The sequence below is a fragment of the Kitasatospora sp. NPDC091207 genome, assembly GCF_044768625.1.
GTDB lineage: Bacteria > Actinomycetota > Actinomycetes > Streptomycetales > Streptomycetaceae > Kitasatospora.
Genome location: NZ_JBIVVS010000007.1, coordinates 216,770 through 235,041 on the forward strand (window position 1 = coordinate 216,770; position 18,272 = coordinate 235,041).

Annotated in this window: 15 protein-coding genes and 1 tRNA gene; 14 read left to right on the top strand and 2 right to left on the bottom strand. The window is 73.0% G+C overall.

What is annotated here, in order from left to right; all coding sequences use genetic code 11:
• Window positions 1–105: 105 nt before the first annotated feature.
• The 6 genes from metG (at window position 106) to ACIQTO_RS15545 (ending at window position 7,045) form a co-directional block, all read left to right on the top strand.
• The gene (gene metG, locus ACIQTO_RS15520; RefSeq protein ID WP_402388093.1) at window positions 106–1,728 is read left to right on the top strand and encodes a methionine--tRNA ligase; all 1,623 of its coding nucleotides are present in this window, start codon (window positions 106–108) and stop codon (window positions 1,726–1,728) included.
• The gene (locus tag ACIQTO_RS15525) at window positions 1,728–2,606 is read left to right on the top strand and encodes a TatD family hydrolase (protein ID WP_402388094.1); all 879 of its coding nucleotides are present in this window, start codon (window positions 1,728–1,730) and stop codon (window positions 2,604–2,606) included. The genes metG and ACIQTO_RS15525 overlap by 1 nt, the downstream gene beginning before the upstream one ends.
• An 82-nt stretch (window positions 2,607–2,688) precedes the next feature.
• Window positions 2,689–3,288 carry a Uma2 family endonuclease gene (locus ACIQTO_RS15530; RefSeq protein ID WP_402388095.1) on the top strand — a complete coding sequence of 200 codons (600 nt, stop codon included), beginning with the start codon at window positions 2,689–2,691 and terminating at the stop codon, window positions 3,286–3,288.
• A gap of 28 nt (window positions 3,289–3,316) precedes the next feature.
• The gene (gene rsmA / locus ACIQTO_RS15535) at window positions 3,317–4,201 is read left to right on the top strand and encodes a 16S rRNA (adenine(1518)-N(6)/adenine(1519)-N(6))-dimethyltransferase RsmA (protein WP_402388096.1); all 885 of its coding nucleotides are present in this window, start codon (window positions 3,317–3,319) and stop codon (window positions 4,199–4,201) included.
• Window positions 4,198–5,124 (top strand): 4-(cytidine 5'-diphospho)-2-C-methyl-D-erythritol kinase, encoded by a 927-nt coding sequence (locus ACIQTO_RS15540; RefSeq protein WP_402388097.1) that lies wholly within the window; start codon window positions 4,198–4,200, stop codon window positions 5,122–5,124. The genes rsmA and ACIQTO_RS15540 overlap by 4 nt, the downstream gene beginning before the upstream one ends.
• A 115-nt stretch (window positions 5,125–5,239) precedes the next feature.
• The gene (locus tag ACIQTO_RS15545) at window positions 5,240–7,045 is read left to right on the top strand and encodes an ABC-F family ATP-binding cassette domain-containing protein (RefSeq protein WP_402388098.1); all 1,806 of its coding nucleotides are present in this window, start codon (window positions 5,240–5,242) and stop codon (window positions 7,043–7,045) included.
• A 76-nt stretch (window positions 7,046–7,121) separates the two neighbouring features.
• Here the strand turns inward: ACIQTO_RS15545 and ACIQTO_RS15550 are convergent, their stop codons facing one another.
• Window positions 7,122–9,125, bottom strand: coding sequence for an FUSC family protein (locus tag ACIQTO_RS15550; RefSeq protein WP_402388099.1), 2,004 nt, complete (start codon window positions 9,123–9,125; stop codon window positions 7,122–7,124).
• Between the two features lie 405 nt (window positions 9,126–9,530).
• Here ACIQTO_RS15550 and ACIQTO_RS15555 point away from each other — a divergent pair, with 405 nt between their 5' ends.
• The 4 genes from ACIQTO_RS15555 to ACIQTO_RS15570 all read left to right on the top strand — a co-directional run bounded on the left by ACIQTO_RS15555 (window position 9,531) and on the right by ACIQTO_RS15570 (window position 14,798).
• Window positions 9,531–10,055 (top strand): hypothetical protein, encoded by a 525-nt coding sequence (locus ACIQTO_RS15555; RefSeq protein ID WP_402388100.1) that lies wholly within the window; start codon window positions 9,531–9,533, stop codon window positions 10,053–10,055.
• Window positions 10,056–10,098: 43 nt separating this feature from the next.
• The gene (locus ACIQTO_RS15560; RefSeq protein ID WP_402388101.1) at window positions 10,099–11,757 is read left to right on the top strand and encodes a WXG100 family type VII secretion target; all 1,659 of its coding nucleotides are present in this window, start codon (window positions 10,099–10,101) and stop codon (window positions 11,755–11,757) included.
• A gap of 194 nt (window positions 11,758–11,951) precedes the next feature.
• A complete protein-coding gene (gene mycP, locus ACIQTO_RS15565) occupies window positions 11,952–13,298 on the top strand; it encodes a type VII secretion-associated serine protease mycosin (RefSeq protein ID WP_402388102.1) in 1,347 nt (448 codons plus the stop codon).
• Between the two features lie 159 nt (window positions 13,299–13,457).
• A complete protein-coding gene (locus ACIQTO_RS15570; protein ID WP_402388103.1) occupies window positions 13,458–14,798 on the top strand; it encodes an MFS transporter in 1,341 nt (446 codons plus the stop codon).
• Window positions 14,799–14,839: 41 nt separating this feature from the next.
• On the opposite strand, the gene ACIQTO_RS15575 is transcribed toward ACIQTO_RS15570, so the two are convergent.
• The gene (locus tag ACIQTO_RS15575) at window positions 14,840–15,445 is read right to left on the bottom strand and encodes a flavodoxin family protein (RefSeq protein ID WP_402388104.1); all 606 of its coding nucleotides are present in this window, start codon (window positions 15,443–15,445) and stop codon (window positions 14,840–14,842) included.
• 216 nt (window positions 15,446–15,661) lie between these two features.
• Between ACIQTO_RS15575 and ACIQTO_RS15580 the strand changes: the two genes are divergently transcribed.
• The 4 genes from ACIQTO_RS15580 (at window position 15,662) to galE (ending at window position 18,213) form a co-directional block, all read left to right on the top strand.
• Complete coding sequence (locus ACIQTO_RS15580; protein WP_402388105.1) at window positions 15,662–16,072, top strand: winged helix-turn-helix transcriptional regulator; 411 nt, start codon at window positions 15,662–15,664, stop codon at window positions 16,070–16,072.
• Between the two features lie 145 nt (window positions 16,073–16,217).
• Window positions 16,218–16,293 (top strand) — tRNA-Thr (locus ACIQTO_RS15585).
• A gap of 169 nt (window positions 16,294–16,462) precedes the next feature.
• Window positions 16,463–17,131 (top strand): LuxR C-terminal-related transcriptional regulator, encoded by a 669-nt coding sequence (locus ACIQTO_RS15590; protein WP_402388106.1) that lies wholly within the window; start codon window positions 16,463–16,465, stop codon window positions 17,129–17,131.
• Between the two features lie 119 nt (window positions 17,132–17,250).
• Window positions 17,251–18,213: a UDP-glucose 4-epimerase GalE gene (gene galE, locus ACIQTO_RS15595; RefSeq protein ID WP_402388107.1), complete on the top strand. Its 963-nt coding sequence runs from the start codon at window positions 17,251–17,253 to the stop codon at window positions 18,211–18,213.
• Window positions 18,214–18,272 lie beyond the last annotated feature (59 nt).

The window sequence follows — 18,272 nt, forward strand, 5'->3', positions numbered from 1 at the left end:
GCGGGCCGGGAACCGACCGGCGCGAGCGCGCCGGCCGGCGGCGCCGGCCTCCCGCGGGGTCACCGCGTCGAGGGCCGCCCGCGCGCCCGATTAAGCTTGCCGACCATGGCGGCCACTGCAGAACACAGCACCACCGGGGACGCGACCCCGGCGTACTACGTCACCACCCCGATCTACTACGTCAACGATCGCCCGCACCTGGGCCACGCCTACACCACCGTGGCGGGCGACGTGCTGACCCGCTGGCACCGCCAGCGCGGCGAGAAGGTCTGGTACCTGACCGGCACCGACGAGCACGGTCAGAAGATCCTGCGGACCGCCGAGGCCAACGGGGTCAGCCCGCAGGAGTGGTGCGACAAGCTGGTCGAGGAGGCGTGGAAGCCGCTCTGGCAGCACCTGGAGATCGCCAACGACGACTTCATCCGCACCACCCAGGACCGGCACACCGACCGGGTGCAGGAGTTCGTCCAGGACCTGTACGACAAGGGCGAGATCTACAAGGGCGGCTACTCCGGCCCGTACTGCGTCGGCTGCGAGGAGTACAAGCTCCCGGCCGAGCTGCTGGACGGCGCCACCGAGGGCGAGAAGCTCTGCGCGGTGCACAAGCGGCCGGTCGAGTGGCTGGAGGAGGAGAACTACTTCTTCCGGCTCTCCGCCTACGCTCCGAAGCTGCTGGAGTTCTACGCCGCCAACCCGGACTTCATCCAGCCCGCCTCGGCCCGCAACGAGGTGCTGCGCTTCGTCGAGCAGGACCTCAAGGACCTCTCGATCTCCCGCTCCACCTTCAACTGGGGCGTGCCGCTGCCCTGGGACGAGAAGCACGTCCTGTACGTCTGGGTGGACGCGCTGCAGAACTACATCACCGCCGCCGGCTACGGCACCGACCCGGAGCGCTTCGCCGAGCTCTGGCCGGCCTCCGTGCACCTGGTGGGCAAGGACATCCTGCGGTTCCACGCGGTGATCTGGCCGGCCATGCTGATGGCCGCCGGACTGCCGCTGCCCAAGCGGGTCGTCGCCAACGGCTGGCTGATGGTCGGCGGCGAGAAGATGTCCAAGTCCAACCTGACCGGCATCGCGCCGCAGGACCTCACCTCGCACTTCGGCGTGGACGCGTACCGCTACTACTTCCTGCGGGCCATCCCGTTCGGCACCGACGGCTCGTTCTCCTGGGAGGACTTCAGCGCCCGGTACACCTCCGAGCTGGCCAACGACTTCGGCAACCTGGCCTCCCGGGTGGCGGCCATGGTCGGCAAGTACTTCGACGGGGTGCTGCCGGCCGCGACCGACCACGGCCCGGCCGAGCAGGCCGTCGCGGACGGGCTGACGGCGGCGGTCGCGACCGCCGACCGCAAGATCGGCGAGGAGCTGGACTTCGCCGGCGGCCTCGCGGCGATCTTCGAGTTCGTCAAGCAGGTCAACGGCTACCTCAGCGACCAGGAGCCCTGGAAGGTCGCCAAGGACGACTCGCCGGAGGGCCGGGCCCGCCTCGCGACCGTCCTCTACACCTCCGCCGAGGCACTGCGGGCCGCCGCCGTGCTGCTCAACCCGGTGATGCCGGCCACCGCCGAGAAGCTCTGGGTCTCGCTCGGGGCGGAGGCCGCCGGGCTCGGCGCGCTGTCCGCGCAGACCGTCGCCACCGCGGCGGACTGGGGCCGGCTGCCGGTCGGGACCACCGTCACCAAGGGCGAGATCCTGTTCCCCCGACTCGAAGAGAAGCCCGCCGCCTGATGGCCGCCAAGGACGACGACCGGTCGACGCCGCCGCCACTGCCCGTCCCGCTGGCGGTGCCGGTCGCCGACTCGCACACCCACCTGGACATGCAGTCCGGCACTCCCGCCGAGGGGCTGGCGCGCGCCGCCTCCGTCGGCGTGACCACCGTCGTCCAGGTGGGCTGCGACGTGCCCGGCTCGCGCTGGGCCGCCGACCTGGCGGCCGAGTTCGAGCAGGTGCACGCGGCCGTCGCCCTGCACCCCAACGAGGCGCCGCGGATCTACCTCGGCGACCCCGACGGCTGGTCCGGGCAGCGGCGTCCGGCCGGCGGACAGGCGGCGCTGGACGCGGCCCTCGCCGAGATCGACGCGCTCGCCGCGCTGCCGCAGGTCCGCGCCGTCGGCGAGACCGGCCTGGACTACTTCCGCACCGGACCCGAGGGCGTGGAGATCCAGAAGGAGTCGTTCCGCCGCCACATCGAGATGGCCAAGCGGCACGGCAAGGCCCTGGTGATCCACGACCGGGACGCCCACGACGACGTCATCGCCGTGCTGCTGGAGGAGGGCGCCCCGGAACGGACGGTCTTCCACTGCTACTCCGGTGACGCCGCGATGGCCAGGACCTGCGCCGAGCACGGCTGGTACCTCTCCTTCGCCGGACCGGTCACCTTCAAGGCCAACCAGCCGCTGCGCGACGCCCTCGCGGCCACCCCGCTCGACCGCGTCCTGGTCGAGACCGACGCGCCCTTCCTCACCCCGCACCCCTACCGGGGCCGCCCCAACGCCCCGTACCTGATCCCGGTCACGGTGCGGTCGATGGCGGACACCCTGGGACTGCACGAGGACGAGCTGTCGGCCGCCGTCGCGGCGAACACGGCGCGGGCGTTCGGGTACTGAGCCGGAACGGATATCGGTCGAACACATATCGGGTCACGCCGAAACGATTCGGCACTCTCGTCGGACTGCGATGCTGGCTAGCATGAGTGCAGTGAGGGAGGTGGCGATGACCGCCGAGCCGATCGACTGGAAGCTTCCGCCGTCCCAGGGCTGGACGTACGAGCAGGTCAAGGACATGGACCTGCCGTTCGATTGGGAACTGGTGGACGGAGCCGTCGTGGTCCGAGGGATGGCCAAGTGGTGGCACGATCAGGTGCGGGATCAGCTGCTCCTCGCGCTGGCGAGCGCACGGATCCAGCCTTACGTGGTCAACGTCGAGCGTTGTGTGCTGCTCGACGAACACAACGTGACGAAGCCCGACGTCGTGGTCATCGACAAGACCGGCCTGGACTTCTTCGAGCTGGAGTGCACCGCGCCCGAATCGGTGGTGCTGGCGGTCGAGGTCGTCTCCCCCGGGTCCCGGGCCGCCGACCGGTTCCGCAAGCCCGGTCAGTACGCCGAGGCCGGCATCCCCCATTTCTGGCGCGTCGAGCGAGGCGTCGACGACCTCCCGATCGTCCACGAGTTCCACCGGGACGAGGAGAAGGGCGTCTACCTGCCCGTCGCCCAGCACGAAGGAGTACTGAGGACCTCGGTGCCCTACCCCGTGGAGATCGACCTCGCGGCGGTCGTCGACCTGTGAGCACCCGCCCCGCCCGTATCCTTGCGGGGTGAGCACCACCGACCCCACCTCCGACACCCACCTGCTCGGCGCCTCCGACATCAGGGAGCTGGCGGCCACCCTCGGGGTGAAGCCGACCAAGCAGCGCGGGCAGAACTTCGTCATCGACGGCAACACCGTGCGCCGCATCGTCCGGGCCGCCGAGGTGACGAGCGAGGACGCGGTGGTCGAGGTCGGCCCCGGGCTCGGCTCGCTCACCCTGGCGCTGCTCGACGTCGCCGCGCACGTCACCGCCGTCGAGATCGACCCGCTGCTGGCCCAGCACCTGCCGGCCACCATCGCCGCCCGGTTGCCCGCCCGCGCCGAGGACTTCGACCTGGTCCTCAGTGACGCCATGGAGGTCACCGAGCTGCCCGGCCCGCCGCCCACCGCGCTGGTCGCCAACCTGCCCTACAACGTGGCCGTCCCCGTCCTGCTGCACATGCTGGCCACCTTCCCCAGCATCGAGCGCACCCTGGTGATGGTGCAGAGCGAGGTCGCCGACCGGCTCGCGGCCAAGCCCGGCAACAAGGTGTACGGCGTCCCGTCGGTCAAGGCCAACTGGTACGCCGAGGTGAAGCGGGCCGGCGCCATCGGGCGCAACGTGTTCTGGCCCGCGCCGAACGTCGACTCCGGGCTCGTCTCGCTGGTCCGCCGCGAACCGCCGCGGACCACCGCCAGCCGCAAGGAGGTGTTCGCGGTCGTCGATGCCGCGTTCGCCCAGCGCCGCAAGACCCTGCGCGCCGCCCTCGCCGGCTGGGCCGGCTCCCCGGCCGCGGCCGAGCAGGCGCTCGCCGCCGCCGGCATCGACCACAAGCTGCGCGGCGAGATGCTGACGGTGGAGCAGTTCGCCGCGATCGCCGAGCACAAGCCAGTGAAGCCGGAGTCCGAGTGATCACGGTCCGCGTCCCCGCCAAGGTCAACGTCCAGCTGGGGGTCGGCGGGCTGCGCGCCGACGGCTTCCACGACCTGGCCAACGTCTTCTTCGCCGTCGCCCTCGGCGACGAGGTGACGGCGAGCGCCGCCGGGCCCGGCGAAGGCGTCACCCTCACCTGCTCCGGCCCCGACGCGGCCGTCGTCCCGCTCGACGACAGCAACCTCGCCGCCCGCGCGGCCCGGCTGCTCGCCGCCCGGCACGGCCTCGCCGACCCGGACGTGCGCCTGCACATCGCCAAGGCCATCCCGGTGGCCGGCGGGATGGCCGGCGGCAGCGCCGACGGCGCCGCGGCCCTGGTGGCCTGCGACGCGCTGTGGCAGCTCGCCACCCCCGTCGGGACCCTGCTGGAGCTGGCCGCCGAACTCGGCTCCGACGTGCCGTTCGCCCTGCTCGGCGGCGTCGCCCTGGGCCGGGGCCGCGGCGAGATCCTGGACCCGCTGCCCGTCACCGGGACCTTCCACTGGGTCTTCGCCGTCGCCGACGGCGGACTCTCCACCCCCGCCGTCTTCCGGGAGTGCGACCGCCTCCGGGAGGAGGCCGGCACCGGCTCCGGCGACACCGACGTGGCCACCCCCGACGCCGACCCCGCGCTGCTCGCCGCCCTCGCCGACGGCGACGCCGTCGCCCTGGCCGGCGCGCTCGCCAACGACCTGCAGTCGGCCGCCCTCTCGCTGCGCCCGTCGCTCGCCGCGACCCTGCGGGCCGGCACCGAGGCCGGCGCCCTCGGCGCCCTCGTCTCCGGCTCCGGCCCGACCTGCGCCTTCCTGGCCAAGGACGCCGAGGCGGCCGCGGCCGTCGCCGACGCCCTGCGCGCGTCCGGCACCTGCCGTACCGCGCACGCGACGCACGGCCCGGTCCCGGGGGCGTCCGTACTGCCGTAGTGGGCACCCGGGGCTTCCCCATTAGGCTGGGGAGAGATCGGGGCGTCCCCGAGTGGGGCGCGCACCGGCAGATCGGGGCGGCCCCGAGACCGCCGAACCCTGGAGCGCAGCACACGTGGCCGTCAACCTCGCCACCATCGAGTCCGTCACGAAGGTCTACGGCACCCGGGCCCTTCTGGACGGGGTCAGCCTCGGCGTCAGTGAGGGGGACCGGATCGGCGTCGTCGGACGCAACGGTGACGGCAAGACCACCCTGATCCGGATGCTCGCCAAGCTGGAGGAGCCGGACGGCGGGCGGATCACCCACGCCGGCGGGGTGGAGATGGCCGTCCTCACCCAGCACGACTCGCTCGACCCGAAGGCCACCATCCGGCACGAGGTGATCGCCGGCCGGGCCGACCACGAGTGGCTCGGCGACGCCCGGATCCGCGACATCATCGAGGGCCTCTTCGGCGGCCTCGACCTGCCCGGCTTCGCCGACGGCCTGGACACCGTGATCGGCCCGCTGTCCGGTGGCGAGCGCCGCCGGATCGCCCTCGCCCGGCTGCTGCTCGGCTCGCCGGACCTCATCGTCCTGGACGAGCCCACCAACCACCTCGACGTCGAGGGCATCGCCTGGCTCGCCAAGCACCTCCAGAACCGCCGCTCCGCGCTCGTCTGCGTGACCCACGACCGCTGGTTCCTGGACCAGGTCTGCACCCGGATGTGGGACGTCCAGCACGGCGCGGTGCACGAGTACGAGGGCGGCTACTCCGACTACGTCTTCGCCCGCGCCGAGCGCACCCGGATCGAGGCCACCGAGGAGCAGAAGCGCCAGAACCTCGCCCGCAAGGAGCTGGCCTGGCTGCGCCGCGGCGCCCCCGCCCGGACCTCCAAGCCGCGCTACCGGATCGAGGCCGCCAACGCCCTGATCGCCGACGTGCCGGACCCGCGGGACAAGAGCGAGCTGATGAAGTTCGCCAACGCGCGGCTCGGCCGGACGGTGTTCGAGCTGGAGGGCGTGACCGTCACGGCCGGTCCGAAGCTGCTCCTGGAGAACCTGACCTGGCAGCTCGGCCCCGGTGACCGGATCGGCCTGCTCGGCGTCAACGGCGCCGGCAAGACCTCGCTGCTCCGGGCGATGCGCGACGCGTACGCCTCGGAGGGCGACGTGCAGCCCGCGTCCGGCGTGATCAAGGTCGGCAAGACGGTCCGGCTGGCCTACCTCTCGCAGGAGGTCGCCGAGCTGGAGCCGGAGATCCGGGTGCTGCAGGCGGTCGAGCAGGTGCGCTCCCGGGTGGACCTCGGCAAGGGCCGGGAGATGAGCGCCGGGCAGCTGTGCGAGCAGTTCGGTTTCGGCAAGGACAAGCAGTGGACGCCGGTCGGCGACCTCTCCGGCGGTGAGCGACGCCGGCTGCAGCTGCTCCGGCTGCTGATGGACGAGCCCAACGTGCTGTTCCTGGACGAGCCCACCAACGACCTCGACATCGAGACGCTCAACCAGTTGGAGGACCTGCTCGACGGCTGGCCCGGCTCCATGGTCGTGATCAGCCACGACCGCTTCTTCATCGAGCGCACCACGGACGTGGTGCACGCGCTGCTCGGCGACAAGAAGCTGCGGATGCTGCCGAACGGCGTCGACGAGTACCTGGAGCGCCGGGCCCGGATGGCGGCCGTCGCCGTGCCGGCCGCCGCCACCGCCGTGGAGGCGCCGGGGGCCGGCCTGTCCGCGGGGGACGCGCGGGCGGCGAAGAAGGAGATGCAGAAGCTGGAGCGGCAGATCGCCAAGCTGGACCAGAAGGAGTCCAAGCTGCACGCCCAACTGGCCGAGCACGCCGCCGACTTCTCCAAGGTCGCGGAGCTGGACACGCAGCTGCGCGGCGTCCGGGAGGAGAAGGAGGAGCTGGAGATGAGCTGGATGGAGCTCGCCGAGCAGGTCTGAGGGCGGCCCGGGCCGCCCGGGGTCCGTCCTCGGTGGGGGCCGTCGGTCGGCCCCGGTCGGCTGCGGTCAGCTGCGGTCAGCTCCGGTCGGCGAGGAGCGTTTCGAGTTCGTCCGCCGCACGGCCCAGCGCACTGCGCGCCGGGTCGTGCGGCCGGGTCGGGCGGGCCGCCGGCCGGGTCGGCGGCCGGTGCGCGCGGGCGGCCGCGGTGAGCTCGTCCAGGGCCTGCCGGACCCGGTCCACCTCGGCCGGATCGGGGACCCGGCCGCCGTAGCGGATCTGTGCCGCGTACGCCGCCACCGCGCCGCTGAGGCGCTCCAGGGCGGCGGTCGTGGGCAGCCAGCGCTCGGCGAGCCGGCCGGTGGGCGGCGGCTCCGCGAGGCCCTGCCGCACCTCCTGGCGGGCGTCGGCGAGGGCGCGGTACGCGGTGCGGCGGAGCCAGACCTCGGCGACGGGGGCTTCCGGGATGGTGGTGGTCGGTCGGGTGGCGGGGGTCCGCGGGGCGCCGGCGGCGGGGCCCGGCCGGGTCTGCGCGGTGACCGAGGCGAGGTAGGCCCGGAGCGCGGCGGCCGCGTCGACCAGGCGGGGCTCGATCCGGTGGCGCGGGCGTTCCGGCCAGAGCAGATAGCCGAAGAGCAGCACCACCGCGCTCGCGAGCACGGTGTCCAGGACCCGGGGCCAGAACTCGGCCGCGCCGCTCTGCCCGCCGAGCTGGAGCAGGATCAGCGCCATCGGGGTCATGACGACGGTGTTCAGGCCGTAGTGCGCCGCCGTCGCGTACGGCAGCAGGGCCACACAGAGTGCGGCGATCGCCGTCAGCGCCCAGGTGTCCGTGGTGAGCGAGAGCACCCCCGCCGTCACCGCCACCCCCAGCACGGTGCCGATCGAGCGGCTGACCGCGCGCAGGAACACCGAGCCGAGGTCCGGCTTGAGCACGAAGGCGATCGTCATCGGCACCCAGTAGCTCTTGCTGAGCGGGAGCGCGGCGGTGGCGGCGGAGCCGACCGCGATGCAGAGCGCCACCCGCAGGCCGTACCGGACCGACCCCCGGGAGAGCAGCCGCACCCGCAGCCGCCACGGGTCCGGGGGCGGGGGCGGCGCGGTGCCCAGCGCGGCCTCGCGCCCGGCGACGGTCTCGGCGGCGGCGCGCAGGGCCACGTCCAGGGCCAGCCGGGACGGCGTGTCGGGCTGCCAGTCGGGCACCGCCACCTCCCCGCCGCCGCGCTCCACGGCGCGGGCCAGCCGCCCGGGCACGGCGGCGACCTCCGGCGGTACCGGCCGCCAGGCCCAGAGCAGCCCGCTCGCCGCCTCGGTGGCCGCCAGCGCCGCCTCGTACATCCGACGGATCCGGACCGTCCGGGGGGATTCGGGGACCCGGGGGTGGGGTGGCGGCAGGAGGTCCTGGAGCTGGTTCAGGCGGGCTGTCAGGACCTGGCGGGAGGTGGCGCCCTGGGGGGTCCCGAGGTCGGCCAGGGTGCGGCCGAGCGCGTCGTACGCGGCGGCGAGCGCCCGGGTGCGCGGGTCGGCGCGGGGCCGGCGGTGGCCGCGGCGCGGCAGACCGAGCAGCACCACGAAGGCCGCCCCGGCCAGCATCATCGGCGCCGCCGCCCACCACGGCCGGGCCAGCGGCATCCCGCTGCCCAGCGCGGCGGAGACCAGCAGCAGCATCCCGGCCGCCGATCCGCGCGGCCCGGTGGCGCTCAGCGCGCCGGACACGAACGCCGCGGCGGTCAGCGCCGCGCCGATCACGAGGGCGGTCGTGAGGAAGCCCTGGGGACGGAACTCCTGCAGGGCTGTGCCGATCAGCATGCCGAGCGCGGAGGCGAGTACGGCGGAGGCGATCCGCGGGGCGCGGAGCCGGGTGGGCTCGACGCGGTCGTTCATGGTGGCGTGCATCGCGCCGAGACCGGCGAAGACGCCGAGGTCCAGGCGGTGGGTCAGCAGTCCGAGCGCGAGCGGCACCGCCATCCCGACCGCCGCACGCACCATCAGCGCGAGCGGCAGCGGTGGCCGGGCCGGGCGGGCGGCCCGGGCCCACCAGGGGATGCTCGGCTGTACGGGATCGGCCGGCCGGGACGGCACGTGATCACATCCATTCCGCTGCCGGCCGCCTCGCACGCGGGTGGGCGGGGCGGTGGGTCGCTGCTGTGCGACATTGCGCGGCAGATGAGGTCGTACCCGGCCGAACCGGACCCGGTCAGTCTAACGGCCGACCGGGCGGGCCATGGCGGGATTTGTACGTGTCAAGTTCGTACCGATCGCGCACGGTCGTGGCACCGGCCCTGCCGACGTGACGGAGCGGGTGGCTACGATGGACGAGGCGACTGCTGTGCCACAGGGCGATGGCGCGCCGAGTACGACTGTACGACCGAGAAGTTGACGGTGTGTTGCGGTGCGGTGGCCTGCGGGTCGCCCCGCACGCGGGGGAGAGGTGGATTTGCGGTGGCTGACGCACCAGTAGGCGGAGAAACCGGCACGACGACGGACGTGACGGCGACCTTGGACGACAAGCCGTTCTCGCTCGGCTCCCATGGCAGCGGCTGGTTCGGCATGTTCGGCGTGGTCGACAACGTCGTCCGTGCCGTCGAGACGAACGTCAGCGCCTCGGCACTGGTGTCCGCCTTCGGCAGTCAGAACGTCAAGGTCGAGCTGGACACGCTGACCGCCTTCGCGAAGAAGATCGAGGCGCTGCTCCAGACGATGGACGGCTCGGAGGCGGCTCCGGCCAACCTCCAGGAACAGCGGCTGCACGCGGACAACTTCGGTACGGGCTTCACGCAGTCCACCGACCTGACGGCCGCGTACGGGAAGACGCACGACGCCCTGGTCAAGCTGCACAAGGACTTCGTCTCCCAGATCGAGGCGATGAAGACGGCGGTCGCGAAGACGGCGGGGAACTACGCCGGCAACGAGGAGCACACGACGGCCGCCCAGAAGAGCGTCGCCAAGAACGCCGGCGTGGTGACCCCGGCGGCGGGGCCGGACGGGCCGGGGCCGAAGGTGACCTTCTGATGCTGGTCCAGGGTGGGAGTTTCGGTAGGACGGGGAGTAAGTGATGGCAGGCGGAACAGACTTCGAAGGCAAGAAGCACGAAGAGCTCAAGGCCATGGTCGCCGGGACCGACCCGGGGAAGGTGCTCAGCCGGGGGACCCAGCTGCAGGCCGCCGGTCGTGTCCTGAAGGAGCTCAGCCAGGCACTCAAGGCGCATGTCGACCAGATCTCCTGGGAAGGACCGGCTGCCGAGAGCTTCAAGACCTGGGCCGGCAACTTCCACAAGTCGGCGGCACTGCTCGGTGACTACTCCACGGGCGCCGGCGACGCTATGCACCAGGCCGGTGAGGCGCTCAGCACCGCCAAGACTGCGGTGCCCGAGGTGCCGAAGACCGAGGTCGCGACGGTCGCCAAGCACAACAGCCAGCCGTGCCCGAACATCACTCCGGTGCTGGAGATCAAGTACGGCGGTGTCGGCAGCTCGGCCGACCAGATCATGAAGCGGGTCGACTCCAACTGGGTGACCGCGGTCGAGGCGGCGACGGCGAAGAAGAAGGTCGACCAGGAGCACCAGGAAGCCATCAACCAGATGGTGAAGCTGGGGCAGGCCTACGAGGCGGCGACCACGAAGCTGAACGCGCTCGAACTGCCGCCCCTGCCGGGGACACCGGGTGAGGGTGGCGGAGTCGGCGGCAGCGAGGAGGTCGGCACCGGAGGTGGCGGCGGCACCGGCTCTGGCGGCTACTCCCGCACCCCTCACGCGGGTGCCGGTGGCGCTGGCGGTAGCTACAGCCCGCCCAGCGGTGGCGGTGGTGGCGGCGGTGGCGGCGGATCGGTGACACCCCGTCCGCCCGTGCCGGGCCCGCAGGGCCCGGGCGGGTCGGGGCACCTCGATCCCGTTCCGCCGCGCACCGGCCCGTCGCCGCTGCCGCAGGATCCGGGCGTACCGGGGCCGGCGCCGACCCCGGTGCCGACGTACCCGGGCGGCGACCGCCCGGGAACCGGCATCGACAGTGTGCCGACCGCGCCGACCATTCCCGGGCCGACCGGTCCGGTCGGGCCGGGCGGTGGCGGCAGCCTGCCGCCGACCGTCCCCGGCGGCACGCCCGCGCACCCCGGCCTCCCGGGCGGCCAGCCCGGCGGCGGGCCCCTGCCGTTCAACACCTTCGGCCCCAGCGGTGGTGGCGGCGGCTCCCTGCCGCCCAAGGGCGCCGGGCCGGCCTCGGGCCGGACGAGCACCTTCGGTGGTGGCGGCGCGCTTCCTCCCAAGAGCACGCCCGGGGGGCCCGGCGGCGGGCAGGCCTTCGGGGCCCGCGAGGCCCAGGGCGGCCGTGCCGCGGCCGGCAACGGCATGGGCGGCTCGGGCGGCGGCATGCACCCGGGCATGGGCGGCGGTCACGGTGGCGGGGCCTCCGGCGGCAGCGCACGCGGGCGGGGCCTGACCTCGACCGGTGGCGGCACGGTCGGTGGATCCAAGGGTCCGGCCGCGGGGGGCGCGTTCACCCCCGGTGGCACCGGTCTGCGGAGTCGGGCGGCCGGCGCCGCAGCGGGTGGGGAGAACGGGACGCGTTCGGGGCAGAACGGCATGCCGGGCGGTCCCGGTATGGCGGGTGGCGCGGGTAAGAGCGAGCGCGACCGGCGCAAGCGTGCCGACTACCTGCACGAGGACGAGGAGACCTGGACGAGCGGTACGCCGCAGAGCAATCCGGGCGTGATTGAGTAGGACTGCTACGACTGCCCGGCCACTGGGCTCACCCCGGTGGCCGGGCAGAGCTGTCCGGGGCATGGTCCTCGGCGACGGGGAGACAACGAGGAGCTGGAATGCGGCGGACGGGCAACGGGATGCGTAGGTGGTGCTTCGCCTCCGCGTTCTTGGCAGCGGGCGTGATCACGGGAGTCGCAGCGGCTCCGGTCGCGGTGGCCGACTCGATTCGTGAACAGCAGTGGCATCTCGATGCCATGAAGGCATCGGAGATGTGGAAGGTCAGCAAGGGTCAGGGCGTCACGGTTGCCGTGATCGACAGCGGCTTCAAGCTGGACCACCCCGATTTGGCCGGGCAGTTGCTGCCGGGAAAGGACTTCAGCGGCCTTTCGGGCGGAGTGGGCAGTTATACGGAGAGCCACGGCACCGAGATGGCCGCGCTGGTCGTGGGCTCAGGCAAGGGCCTGAACGGCAGCGGAGCCTATGGCCTGGCCCCGGGAGCCAAGGTGCTGCCCATCAAGATCAAGAACAATGACAACGCGGCTGGCGTCAGTTCATCGGACTTCCTCAACCAGATTGACCAGGGGATCGTCTACGCGGCCGATCAGGGCGCGAAGGTGATCAGCATCTCGCAGGCGACATCCGCTGCGCGGTTGTCTGCTGACGACCTTGCCGGTCTCAAGGCAGCTGTGGACCACGCGCAGGCCAAGGGTTCTCTGGTGGTGGCTGGAGTTGGGAACTCGGCGCAGTCGGGTAATCCGCTGCAGTACCCCGCCGCACTCCCAGGAGTGCTCGGTGTCGGCGCTGTGGACCGTGACGGGAATGTCACCGCCGAGTCCGAACAGGGCCCCCAGGTGGACCTTGTGGCGCCGGGGATCGACATCTACAACGCCTGTACCGCTCCGTCGGGTTACTGCAAGGGCCACGGCACGTCGGATGCGACCGCGTTGGTCTCCGCTTCGGCGGCGTTGGTCTGGTCGGTCCACCCCGACTGGACCGCGAACCAGGTGCTGCGCGTGCTCATCAATACCGCGGGGAAGCCGAGTGACGGCGCCGTCCGGGCCGACAACGTCGGCTACGGTGCCGTCCGGCCGCGAATCGCGTTGACCAGTCCCGGGGACCCGGGGCCGGCGGAGGTGTCGCCGATTCCGGAGAAGGCCGTCGAGGTTCCCCCGGGTTCGCCGTCGTCGGCGCCGTCCCCCTCGGCGAGCGCGTCCACGGGCGCGTCGGCGGGCGCGAACGCGACGCCGAGCGAGGTCAGTTCACCGGTGGGTGCGCCGGCGGGGCAGCCGGTGGCGGACGGGGCGGCCGACTCCGGCAGTGTGATGCCGATCGTCGTCGCGGTGGCCGTCGGGCTGGTGTTGGTGGCGGGGATCGTGTTCTTCGTGGTGCGCCGGCGTGGGGCCGCGGCTGCGCAGGGGGTGGGGGTGCCGCCGGTTCCGGTGGGGTACCCGCACGTGCCGGGGCAGCCGCCGCAGCAGCATGCCGGGCCGGGGGTGCCGCCGGGGCCGCCGTCGTACGAGCCGCCGGCTCCGCCGAGTGACAATCCGTACGCCCGGTAGGGGGTCGGACCGACTGCCCGGCCACTGGGCTCACCCCGGTGGCCGGGCAGTCGTCATTGGTGGTGACAGGGTGCGGGGCGGGCGTGAGGTCCCGGCTGTGCGCTGTTGTCACCCGGGTGGGCGCTGTTGCGGGGGTGCCGGGGTCGCCAGGGTGGCGGTATGGATACGCAGGAAGCCCGCCGGGCAGCGCAGTTGCGCCGGGCCGCGGCGGCGGCGCTGATCGGTACGGCGATCGAGTTCTACGACTTCTTCATCTACGGAACGGCGGCCGCGCTGGTCTTCGGCGGGGTGTTCTTCCCGGAACTGGGCACCGTGGGGGCGTTGTTGGCGGCGTTCTCGGTGTACGCGGTGGCATTCCTGGCCCGGCCGTTGGGGGCGGTGGTGTTCGGGCACTTCGGGGACCGGCTGGGGCGGCGGGCGACGCTGGTGGTGTCGCTGCTGCTGATGGGCGTGTCGACGGCGCTGGTCGGGGTGCTGCCCGGGTACGGGGCGTGGGGGTGGTGGGCGCCGCTGGCGCTCGTGCTGCTGCGGGTCTGCCAGGGGGTGGGGCTCGGCGGGGAGTGGGGCGGGGCCGCGCTGTTGATCGCGGAGAACGCGCCGGCCGGGCGGCGCGGGCGGTACGGGGCGTTTCTGCAGCTGGGGCCGACCAGTGGCTTCGCGCTCGCCAACGGGGTCTTCCTGGTGCTCCAACTGACGCTGGACGAGCGGGCGTTCCACAGCTGGGGCTGGCGGGTGCCGTTCCTGGCGTCGCTGGCGTTGGTGGCGGTGGGGCTGTTCGTGCGGCTGCAGATCGAGGAGTCGCCGCTGTTCCGGGCCGAGGAGGTGCGGGCGCGACCGCCGGTCCTGGAGGTCCTGCGCTGGCACTGGCGGACGGTGCTGGTCGGCTGCGGTGTGATCACCGTGGGGTACGCGCTGTTCTACCTGACCACCACGTACGCGCTGGCGTACGCGACGACCGGGCTCGGGGTGCCGAGCACGGTGGTGCTGTCGATGCTGCTGGCGGGCTCGGTGGGGATGGCCGGGACGGTCTGGGTGAGTGCGCGGCGCAGTGACCGGTGGGGCCGTCGGCGGACCTTGCAGGTGGGGACGGGCCTCGCGGTGTTCTGGTCGCTGCTGCTGTTCCCGTTGCTGGAGACGGTGAGCCGGCCGCTGATGTTCCTGGCCCTGGCGGGGGCGATGGTGGTGCTGGGGTGTCTGCTCGGGCCGATGGCGGCGTACCTGCCGGAGCTGTTCCCGACCCGGGTGCGGTACACGGGGGCCGCGCTGACGTACAACCTGGGCGGTGTGGTGGGCGGTGCGACGACGCCGCTGATCGCGACCCGGCTGACCGACGCGTACGGGACGGCGGAGCCGGTCGGCTGGTACCTGGCGGCGTTGGGGCTGGTGTCGCTGCTCTGTCTGCGGCTGCTGCCGGAGACCAGCGGGACGGACCTCGCGGTGGCCGGGGTGGACGGCGGACGCCGCCGGGCGCCCGTGCTGGGGGCGGATCCGGCGGCGTAGCGCGTGGCGGGGCGAGCGAGCGGGCCCGGCGTCCGGGTAGGTCAGACGGTGGCGGCGGTCTGGGCGGCGCGGCCGGCCAGCAGGGTCGCGGTGTGCTTGGCGACCCGGTCGCCGAGGTGCTCGGCAGTGGCGATGTCGGCCTTGTGCACGGCGTCGGCGCCGCCGTCGGAGGGGGTGGAGGCGGCGGCACCGGCGAAGAAGCCGAGGCGGTTGAGGTCGTTCTCGCTGCCGGTCGAGGAGTTCCAGCCCGGCTTGAGGCCGAGGTTGACCCAGCTCATGCCGTGCTGGGCGGCGAGGGTCTGGAAGAAGCCGAGGGTGCCGGACTTGTCGCCGCTCTTGGAGGCGGAGTTGGTGAAGCCGGCGGCGACCTTGTCCAGCCAGGCGTCGCCGAACCAGCGCTTGCTGCTCGCCTCGGCGAAGGTGTGGAAGGCGCCGGAGGCGGTGCCCATGTAGGTGGGCGAGCCGAAGATGATCGCGTCCGCGGCGTCCAGCCGGGCCCACTGCTCGTCGGTGATGGTGTCGACGGCGACGGAGACGACCTCGGCGCCGGTGGCGGCGGCGCCGCGGGCGACGGCCTCGGCGATGACGGCGGTGTGGCCGTAGCCGGAGTGGTAGGCGATGGCGACGGTCGGGCGGATGGCGGTCATGGTGGGGTGCTCCTCGGCGGGGCTCGTGGAAAGGGCGGCGGAACCGGCGGGAAGGCCGGGAAGGCAGGAAGGCAGGAAGGTCAAAGAAGGCCGGCAGGCCGGGAAAGGCGGCGGGTCGGCGGACGACAGCGTCCCCGCTCCAATGGTCTCCAATATAGACCAGGTCTCTAATGGTTACCAAGAGCGGATTGGAGACCAAGGGCTACCCTGGAGGGCATGACGACGCAGGAGCAGTCCCAGGCCGGGGCCGGCCAGGCTCAGGAGCTCGATGTCTTCGCCCAGCTCTGTCCGAGCCGCGCCATGCTCGCGGACCTGGCGGACAAGTGGTCGATGCTGATCCTGATGGTCCTCGGGGAGTTCGGTCCACAGCGGTTCTCCGAGCTGCAGCGCGCGGTGGACGGGGTCAGTCGCAAGATGCTCACCCAGTCACTGCGCACCTTGGAGCGGAACGGCCTGGTGCGGCGCACCGTCCACCCCGAGACACCGCCGCGAGTGGTCTACGACCTGCTGCCGCTCGGCCGGGAGCTGGCCGTGCTGGTCGCGCCGGTCGGCCGCTGGACGGAGGAGCGGACCGCGCAGATGCTCGCCGCGCGCGAGGAGTTCGACCGGGCGCACGCCGACGGCTGACCGGCCGTGTGACGGCGCGACGCGCTCCCGGACGCCGTCGTGGCCGGCCGTCGGCGCGGGGCTCGGGTGCCCTCGGCCGGGTGGTCGGAGCCGATTTCCCTTCCTGGTCGTCCGCCGTGTAATGTCTTCCTTGTTCGACCGGTTCGCCCCTATAGCTCAGTCGGTAGAGCGTCTCCATGGTAAGGAGAAGGTCTGCGGTTCGATTCCGCATGGGGGCTCCAAGTGAAAGACCCTCGCCCAACGGCGAGGGTCTTTCACGTTTCCGGCCCGCACCTGCCGAGCCGGAGGCGGGCTAGCGGGTCGGGTACGGAATGCGCTGTGATGGTGCGTCATCGGCCGCCCGCCCCACCGGGTGCGGGCGCGGGGCCGGTCCCCGACCGGGAGGGTGTCATGGGCGTTCGACTCGTGGTGGTCGACGACCATCGGCTGCTGGCGGAGGCGCTGGCCACCGCGCTCCAGCTGCGCGGTCACCGGGTGCTGGCGGTCGGCTCGCCGGCCGCGGCCGCCGCCGATCTGGTGGCCGGGCGCAGACCCGAGGTGTGTCTGCTCGGGGTGGCCGCGCCGGCCGAGCCCGGTGCCTTCGACGGGCTGCGCCGGATCCGCCGGGAGCGGCCCGAGGTGGCCGTCATCGTGCTCGGGCCGGTGGGTGAACTGCGGGGTGTGGCAGGCGCGTTCGCGGCGGGCGCGGCGGGGTACGTGCCCAGCGACGAGCGGATCGAGGTGGTCGAGCGGGCCATCGGGCGGGCTCGGGCCGGCGAGGCGGCGGTCACGGTGGACGTGCTGCGGGGTGCCTTCGACCAGTTGCTGCGGCCGGCGGTGGAGCCGGACGACGAAGCGTTGCGGCTGCTGCGGCTGCTGACCCGCCGTGAGGTCCAGGTGCTGGCCCGGATCGCGGACGGGGAGGACACCGCGGCGATCGCGGCCGGGATGCGGATCGCGGCGAGCACCGCCCGGACGCATGTCCAGCGGGTGCTCATGAAGCTCGGCGCGCGCACCCGGCTGGAGGCGGCGGCGGTGGCCGCCCGGACGGGGCTGCTGGAGCGGATGGCGCGGGACTGAGCGGGCGGTCCGGTCGGCGGTCCGGGGCACTCCGGCGGCCAGGGACAATGGGCCCCAGTCGTATGTACGTCACCGATGGCCGCCCGCACGGCGGACCATCGCCCGCTGGAGGTCTCATCATGAGTAAGTACCTGGTCACGGGTGGCGCCGGCTATGTCGGCAGCGTGGTCGCCGCCCACCTGCTGGAGGCGGGACACCAGGTGACCGTCCTGGACGACCTCTCCACCGGCTTCCGCGAGGGTGTCCCGGCCGGTGCCGAGTTCGTGCAGGGGCGGATCCAGGAGGCCGGCACGGTGCTCGACGCCTCCTTCGACGGGGTGCTGCACTTCGCCGCCTCCTCGCAGGTCGGCGAGTCGGTCGTGGACCCGGAGAAGTACTGGCGCAACAACGTGGCCGGCTCGCTGGAGCTGATCAGCGCGATGCGCGCGGCGGGCGTGCGCAAGCTGGTGTTCTCCTCCACGGCCGCCACCTACGGCGAGCCGGAGTCGGTGCCGATCGCCGAAACCGCCCGCACCGCGCCGACCAACACCTACGGCGCCACCAAGCTGGCCGTCGACCACCTGATCACCAGCGAGGCCGTCGCCCACGGCCTGGCCGCCGTCTCGCTGCGCTACTTCAACGTGGCCGGCGCGTACGGCGCCTACGGGGAGCGGCACGACCCCGAGTCGCACCTGATCCCGCTGGTCTTCCAGGCCGCCCTCGGGCAGCGCGAGCACATCGCGGTGTACGGCGACGACTATCCGACCGAGGACGGCACCTGCGTCCGCGACTACATCCACGTCGCGGACCTGGCCGAGGCGCACCTGCTGGCGCTGGACGCGGCCAAGCCGGGCGAGCACCTGATCTGCAACCTGGGCAACGGCAGCGGCTTCTCGGTGCGCGAGGTCATCGAGTCGGTCAAGCGTGTCACCGGCCGGGAGATCCCGGTGGTGACCTCGGGCCGTCGCGCCGGTGACCCGGCCGTGCTGGTGGCCTCCGCCGAGCGCGCCCACCAGGCGCTGGGCTGGACCCCGAGCCGTCCGAACCTGGACGACATCGTCGCCGACGCCTGGAAGTTCACCCTGGAGAAGAACGGCCTGTAGGCAGGGCTCACGGGCACCGGCCGGAGGGCCGGTGCCCGCGGGGCCGACGCGCCGCTCCC

Excerpts from the sequence above, each read along its gene's own strand:
- ACIQTO_RS15525 (WP_402388094.1), top strand. The coding sequence starts at position 1,728 with ATGGCCGCCAAGGACGACGACCGGTCGACGCCGCCGCCACTGCCCGTC.
- galE (WP_402388107.1), top strand. The coding sequence starts at position 17,251 with ATGAGTAAGTACCTGGTCACGGGTGGCGCCGGCTATGTCGGCAGCGTG.
- ACIQTO_RS15530 (WP_402388095.1), top strand. The coding sequence starts at position 2,689 with ATGAGTGCAGTGAGGGAGGTGGCGATGACCGCCGAGCCGATCGACTGG.
- metG (WP_402388093.1), top strand. The coding sequence starts at position 106 with ATGGCGGCCACTGCAGAACACAGCACCACCGGGGACGCGACCCCGGCG.
- ACIQTO_RS15580 (WP_402388105.1), top strand. The coding sequence starts at position 15,662 with ATGACGACGCAGGAGCAGTCCCAGGCCGGGGCCGGCCAGGCTCAGGAG.
- ACIQTO_RS15590 (WP_402388106.1), top strand. The coding sequence starts at position 16,463 with ATGGGCGTTCGACTCGTGGTGGTCGACGACCATCGGCTGCTGGCGGAG.
- ACIQTO_RS15575 (WP_402388104.1), bottom strand. The coding sequence starts at position 15,445 with ATGACCGCCATCCGCCCGACCGTCGCCATCGCCTACCACTCCGGCTAC.
- ACIQTO_RS15570 (WP_402388103.1), top strand. The coding sequence starts at position 13,458 with ATGGATACGCAGGAAGCCCGCCGGGCAGCGCAGTTGCGCCGGGCCGCG.
- ACIQTO_RS15560 (WP_402388101.1), top strand. The coding sequence starts at position 10,099 with ATGGCAGGCGGAACAGACTTCGAAGGCAAGAAGCACGAAGAGCTCAAG.